This is a genomic window from Shewanella sp. SR44-4 (assembly GCF_014163715.1).
Lineage (GTDB): Bacteria > Pseudomonadota > Gammaproteobacteria > Enterobacterales > Shewanellaceae > Shewanella.
Genome location: NZ_JACJDU010000127.1, coordinates 1 through 830, shown reverse-complemented (window position 1 = coordinate 830; position 830 = coordinate 1). Strand labels below are relative to the sequence as shown.

Here is an 830-nt window from a genome sequence, read left to right as displayed (position 1 = left end):
AATCAGGTTTGGTGTGGTGACGTGACCTATGTTTGGTCAGGAACCAAATGGCTCTATTTAGCCGTGGTAATGGATTTGTATGCGAGAAAAGTGGTGGGTTGGGCTTGCTCTGACAGCCCGAATACTGATTTGACTTGTGCAGCATTAAGAATGGCATTTGAAAGTCGTGGACGGCCCCAAAACCTGATGTTTCATTCTGACCAAGGTTGCCATTACAGTAGTCTTCAATATCGACAAATGTTGTGGAAGTATCAAATAACGCAGAGTATGAGTCGACGAGGAAACTGCTGGGATAACGCGGTAATGGAACGCTTTTTTAGAAGTTTTAAAACAGAATGGATGCCGAAGTATGGTTACAACAATTTTGATGAAGCGAAGCAGGATGCGTTGAATTACATACTAAAGCACTACAATACAAAAAGTGGTCATAGTTTTAACGACTATCTGACTACATCAATAGCCGAAATGGCAGCGTAAACACGTGCCCCTGTTTGGAGTACAAAATTAATTGACCAGATCAATTCTTGATTATCCCCGAAGGTGACGCGTGTGTATATCGTTTGCACTATGATGGATGCTATCAATCACCATACTCTCAAATTTTGGACAAAAAAAGCCCGCTACATCATAGCGGGCTGTTTCGTGACGATCTAAAGTCAATTAGGCGCCTGGAAATGACCTACTCTTTTATCCCCGAAGGGGACGCATGGGTATATTCGACAAACTGCTGTCATGTTTTGGCCAATCACAAACTCTACACTATAAATTATAGACGTAAAAAAGCTTATAGACGTAAAAAAGCCCGTTACGTTAGCAACGGGCTTATCACT

1 protein-coding gene is annotated in these 830 nt (G+C 41.9%); it reads left to right on the top strand.

Features of this window, described 5'->3' with window-relative positions; all coding sequences use genetic code 11:
- Window positions 1-477 (top strand): IS3 family transposase (locus H5125_RS21705; RefSeq protein WP_259395521.1); only part of this gene is annotated, 477 nt, incomplete at its 5' end.
- Between the last annotated feature and the right edge of the window lie 353 nt (window positions 478-830).